At 56.3% G+C, this 5,591-nt stretch carries 4 protein-coding genes; 1 reads left to right on the forward strand and 3 read right to left on the reverse strand.

Going from position 1 to position 5,591, the window contains the following annotated elements; genetic code table 11:
• Positions 1–560: 560 nt before the first annotated feature.
• A complete protein-coding gene (locus AC2FML_RS19185) occupies positions 561–1,676 on the reverse strand; it encodes a carbohydrate porin (RefSeq protein ID WP_496784099.1) in 1,116 nt (371 codons plus the stop codon).
• Positions 1,677–1,764: 88 nt separating this feature from the next.
• Positions 1,765–3,090: a metal-dependent hydrolase family protein gene (locus AC2FML_RS19190; RefSeq protein ID WP_496784100.1), complete on the reverse strand. Its 1,326-nt coding sequence runs from the start codon at positions 3,088–3,090 to the stop codon at positions 1,765–1,767.
• A 243-nt stretch (positions 3,091–3,333) separates the two neighbouring features.
• Between AC2FML_RS19190 and AC2FML_RS19195 the strand changes: the two genes are divergently transcribed.
• Positions 3,334–5,121 (forward strand): mechanosensitive ion channel family protein, encoded by a 1,788-nt coding sequence (locus AC2FML_RS19195; protein WP_496784101.1) that lies wholly within the window; start codon positions 3,334–3,336, stop codon positions 5,119–5,121.
• 283 nt (positions 5,122–5,404) lie between these two features.
• On the opposite strand, the gene AC2FML_RS19200 is transcribed toward AC2FML_RS19195, so the two are convergent.
• The coding region (locus tag AC2FML_RS19200) for an SDR family oxidoreductase (RefSeq protein WP_496784102.1) at positions 5,405–5,591 on the reverse strand (187 nt) is incomplete at its 5' end.

Consider the following 5,591-nt stretch of genomic DNA (forward strand, 5'->3'; position numbering starts at 1 on the left):
ATAGTACTGGGAGGGCCGATGTCGGACCAATCCTGAGAGCGGCCCCAATGACCGCTCGCAACCACAAACCGGTCTAATCGCTAATGCCGTCGGATGACGGCTTTGAGCCCAAAGCGGTCGTAGATCCGGAGCGCAGCATCACGCAAGTACCACTGATTGCGGACACTTTCTGCAGGTGCACGCTGATATCGCCGCTCACGAAAGAGCTGACATCCTACGAGAGCTCGGATCGGAGAAAATGCTGCGACACCGCAAGGCAGCAGGTAGACTTTTGCGGACCTTACTGCAATGAGCGGGGCAATCGCGCTAGGTGGAATTCAACCGGGGTCTAGGATGGAGCGAGTTTTGGGCGGCTCTTCCCCCGTCGGCTCCTCAGTAGCATTGTCGGGCTGGTGCAGACGAGCTAGCGAATGCCACCTCTGCGAATTCAGTTTTCGACAAGTTCACGGATCACGCGACGATAGGCATGACCCAGTTAGGATTGCTTCTTTGGGAGATTTCGAAGGGTTGGCATGGGTGGTTTCCACCAAATCTCAGCCTGTACTCCCGCAACTCGCCGATCAGAAGATCAAACGTGCACGAAGACTGATCAGCGTGACTTTAGCGCGTGCCGGATCGAGCAGTGGGTTACTGATGAACTGAAGAGACGGTGTCAGTTCAAGTCCCGGAGAAAGTGAGAAACGGTAAAAGGCTTCGGCCGTGAACTGCGAACCGTCGATGCCGCGGGCACCGGACCAGTCCACACCAACACCCGCGAGATCACCGTTTGCAACGAAAAGTCCCAGTCCTGCAGAAACAGACCTGTCATAGAGAGCCGCTGTGCCGCGCGAACGCCCGGCCCGAAAGAACGGATAAAGACCGTTCTCCAGAAGTGCTGAAAACGAAATCGTCGCTCCGTAGTCTTCGGTGCGGCTACCGTCGCTGGCTGCGTCCGTGTGCCAGAAGGTCAGGTGAGCGTTGTTGTAAAAAGCCAAATCCTCATCATTGGTTAAGACTAGGTCCAAGCTCTTGAAAAGCTCCCCATCCCTGAAGACGTCAAGGTTCGGGGAGGCCGGGTCGGCATTGGCGTCGCCGATCGTCCCAAACACGAGGACGTTGTCGCCCAGGCGTGCAGCCGCGGCCACGCCGAGCCCCTGGTTTGGCGCGGCAATTGTTGGGCTGGTGCTGAACGCGGCGTTTTGGAAGGCCGAGTATGGGCTCACCAAACCGTATGAATCAAGATAGTCGGTCACATCAATTAGGCCGAATCGGATCGCCCACCTCTTGTCGGTGGCCGAGTGTGTCCAGAATAAGTTCGTCACGATTGTCCCGGTGTCGCTGAACACCGTGCCGGTGACACCGAGAACGCCGGAGGCTGCTCCCAGGGCTGCTGGCGGCACGTTTGTATAGCTGTGGCGGTTTTCAATCTTGAACGTCAGCGCCCCGTTGGGGGTTGCCTGCCATGCGCCATATAGCCGTGCCAACCCACCGGCGGCTTGGCCCGGCCCAAACGACGCGTTGATCGATTGGCCAAGCGAAAGATATTCGAAGTTGAACTTGATCCCCTGCGCTCCAAGCCTGTCTTTCCAGTCGAAGTAACCGGGGATCAGGTTGCGAGGGAAGTCGTAGCGATACTTGGGATCGGGCGGCGCATACGAAAGCAGCAACTCTGTCCTGACCGATGACGGTCCACCCATGATCTCTGCTGCTGCAGGCAAAGCAACGGTAACTGACAGCGCCGCGGACGACGCCAACCGGCGCAACGTTAACCGACGTACCAACACGTCAATCCAGCTCGTTCTTATAGATCACGCCTCCCTTCATGATGAGATCGAAATTCGCGGCCGGATCGGCAACAAGTGTCAAATCTTCGAGCGGGTTTCCCTTCACCAAGATAAGGTCGGCATATGCGCCTTTGGCGATCACGCCCAGATCCCCGGGATAGGGGTTGCGCGGGCCGGACAGCTTCAACAGCTGCGCATTGTCATGCGTCACCATCTTGAGCGTCTCAAAGGGTGAATACCCCAGCTTGCTCTGCATCAGGACCACCATTTGGCTCTGCGCATCGGCGCCGGCCGGTGAAAAGAGGATGTCGGTGCCCCAGGCAACCTTCACTCCATGCTTCTTTGCCAGTTCATAGGCGTTGGTCGTGCCCTTAACCATCTGCTTTTGCTTGGCAGCCACGACAGGGTCGGGCGCATACTGGGACTCGTCATCAATAAAAAACGGCTGAAGCGCGAGCCAGATCCCCTTGTCAGCGATCTCTTTCATCGTCTCGTCGTCCAGAAGCTGGCCGTGTTCGATGCACTGCACGCCGGCCTTGATGGCTGTCCGGATGGCGCCCACAGTGTAGGCATGTACCGTGACATAGGTGTTCCAGGTGGCAGCCACATCGACCGCCGCCTTCATCTCTTCAAGCGTGAATTGTTGAACATCAAGCGGATCAAACTGCGAGGACGTTCCGCCGCCAGCTGCGAGCTTGATCTGGCTGGCCCCCATGCGCAGGTTCTCTCGCACACGTTTCATGACTTCGGGCACGCCGTCGGCAGTCATCAGAAAGGCGTTGCGCTCCCAGTAATTTAGTGGATCACCCGGATTAACCGGCACCGCATTCTTATCGCGAAAATCGAAATGACCAGATGTCTGGCTGATCGGCGGACCCGACGGGTAAATGCGCGGACCGACTATCGCCCCGGCATCAGTCATTTTCTTGATTGCGAACGGGTTGCCGCCAACGTCCCGGACTGTTGTGAACCCGCGCATAAGCGTCTTTTCCGCAGCGAGCACGCCACGAATGGTGAGTTCCGGCACGTCGCCGACCAGCAGAATGTCACCCGGGATCTCAGCAAAGGTCACATGCCAATGGTTGTCGATCATGCCCGGCATCAGCGTACGTCCACCGCCGTCGATAACCGTGGCATCAGGGTGATCCAGCGCAGTGGTTGAAACGGCCGAAATCTTCTCGCCTTCGATCAAGACCTGCGCACCCTCGATCAGGTCTTCCGAAGACCCGTCAAAGACATTCACATTGGTGATTAGGATCGACGTTGTCTCTTGCGCCTGAGATGAAACGGCAGAAAAGACAAACAAAAAGCACAGGAAAAATCGCATCTTAATGCTCCAAGACGAGTAGTCACAGAAACACTAAGCCAATCGGCACGCACTGGAAACACCTTTTGACGGCCGGTTCCGATTACACCTGCCACCGGGTGCGATCTGCCTAGTCTGACCTGCTTCGACATTCTGTCAATGCGACGACCCGGGCAGACGTATGCACTGCACAATGAATAGATTGGTCCTACGTAAAGGAGTCTTGGCTATTGACTGGCACTGTTCCGGGGCCAGAATTGGCACATGTACTTGGGTCCAGGACACATTTCAAAGCGCGTGTTTGCAGCATGTTTTTTCGCGCTGATTGCTCTCATGTCGCAAAATGCCCGCGCTGACGGGATCTTCCCCCTCGCCCCTGCGGACACCTCAAGCCCGCGAGCGACATTGTCGAGTTTTCTTGCCGCGAGCCAATCGGGCATCGCCGCACTGCACGATGGGCGACCGGCGCATGAGATTTTTGACCATTTCGCCCGGGCGGATTCGACACTCGACCTAAGTGAAATACCGGCATCGGATCGCGGAACGGCGGGCATGGAGGCGAGCCTGCTGCTCTATGAAGTGCTGTCGCGCACAGAGCTACCGGACCCATCTGACATCCCCGGCGATTTTGGTGCGCACGAGGATGCGATCGACGTCTGGACTGTCCCGAACACCCAGGTTTCGATTGTCCGCATAGAAGCCGATGACGACCCCACGCGCTATCTGTTTAGTGCGAATACGATCCGAAGTGCCGCAGACTATTACAATCGCGTTCGGGATCTTCCTGTTCAGGCAGGTTTTTTGCCCGGAACTTACGAGGTCTATGTGGATTATCCACAGTTGACCGTGCCCTACCGGTGGGTCGAAGAACTGCCTGAATGGGCGCGCTTACGTGTCGCCAGCAATCCGGTCTGGAAGTGGGTCGTTGTCTTGCTGCTGCTCAGTTTGGTGCTCGCTCTGATCCCGCGCAGTTTCAAGAGGCTCGGGGCCGTCGAAAGTTCGGACATCTCAAAAACCAGGTTGGCTGCCGGGATGGTGATCCTGACAGTCGGAGCCGATTACCTTTTCAACAATGTTATTGGTTTCCGTTTCGAGGCCCGGGCTATCGCGTCCGTCGCTCTTCGCGTTCTGGCTGTCGGGTTCATCGTCGTCATCGTGTTCCTTGCCTTTCGCGTCCTTACGGAATTGGCAACCCGCGCGGCCACTGGACGAGAGAGGATCAGCCCGCATTTCGTGCGTCTGGCAGCACATGCCATTGCCATTCTCGTGCTGATCGCGCTGGCGGTCGAGGCGATGCAGTTTTTCGGCCTCAACATCGCGCCATTGGTGGCAGGGCTCGGCGTGGGCGGACTCGCGCTAGCACTTGCTGCTCGGCCCACACTCGAAAATGTCATCGGCGGGTTTGTCCTGTTTGCCGACAAACCAGTCCGAATTGGCGATCTTTGCGAATTCGGCGATCATGTTGGCACGGTCGAGGAAATCGGCCTGCGTTCAACACGCATTCGGCGCCTGGATGAGCGGGTCGTAACGATTCCGAACTCGCAGTTTTCGCAACTGCATATCGTGAACTTTTCGCGTGTCCGAATGCTCCTTTACGACAACGTGTTGCAGTTTCGATACGAGACGACACCAGACCAGCTTCGCTATCTGCTGATGGAAATACGCAAAATGTTAGGCGAACACCCAAGCGTTGCAACGGATCAACTACATGTAAGGTTCCTGAAGTTCGGCGCTTATTCCCTTGATGTTCGAATGTTCACCTACATCAAAACGCGGAATCTTCTCATGTATCGTGAGGTTGTCGAAGATTTGAACCTGCGGATTATGGAGATCGTTGCAAGTTCGGGATCAGGTTTTGCTTTTCCTTCACAAACCACCTATTTGGCGCCCGATGCCGGATCTGATCAGGAGCTCACCAAAGCGGCTGAAGAGCGTGTAAGGGCTTGGAAGTCAAAGGGGGTGTCCACCTTCGACGAGTTCGGCGCCCAGGGCGCGGCAGACCTGCCCGAAAGCGTGGCCGTGGATAACGACAGCGATGCGACCAAAGAATGATGATTCCGCGCTTAGGTACAATGTGGAGGAAACATCCGACCGTCATCTGGGTTTGACAATGTTGGGATAGCTGTCGACCCGCACGCCAACGATTCATTAGGGAATAGGCAGCATTCTGCACATACCAGCCAATCGCATCCGAAAATGCTCCGGCGGCTTTGTCCGCGTAGCCGACATTTACTGAATTCTGCCGAAAGTCTGCTCCGAGCCCAAAGCGGACTGAAATGTGCTCGCCAAAATGAATTGCGGCGATAGACATTCTCTTGAGCGGTCTAACCCATCACTAAATGCATTCACCGCCATCGATAACCAGGGCTTGCCCCGTCATAAAAGCGGATTCATCTGAAGCCAAATAGACGATCCCATGGCCAATCTCTTCAACTGTCGCCCATCGACTCATGGGGATCGCCTGCTCGATGTAGCTTTCCAGTTTGGCACGGCCTCCCATCTGCTTTTCGAAGCCTGCATTG

Source organism: Ruegeria sp. BHSC029 (assembly GCF_059613085.1).

Bases quoted from the DNA above. Each gene is read 5' to 3' on its own strand.
- AC2FML_RS19190 (WP_496784100.1), bottom strand. From the start codon at position 3,090: ATGCGATTTTTCCTGTGCTTTTTGTTTGTCTTTTCTGCCGTTTCATCT.
- AC2FML_RS19185 (WP_496784099.1), bottom strand. From the start codon at position 1,676: ATGGGTGGACCGTCATCGGTCAGGACAGAGTTGCTGCTTTCGTATGCG.
- AC2FML_RS19195 (WP_496784101.1), top strand. From the start codon at position 3,334: ATGTACTTGGGTCCAGGACACATTTCAAAGCGCGTGTTTGCAGCATGT.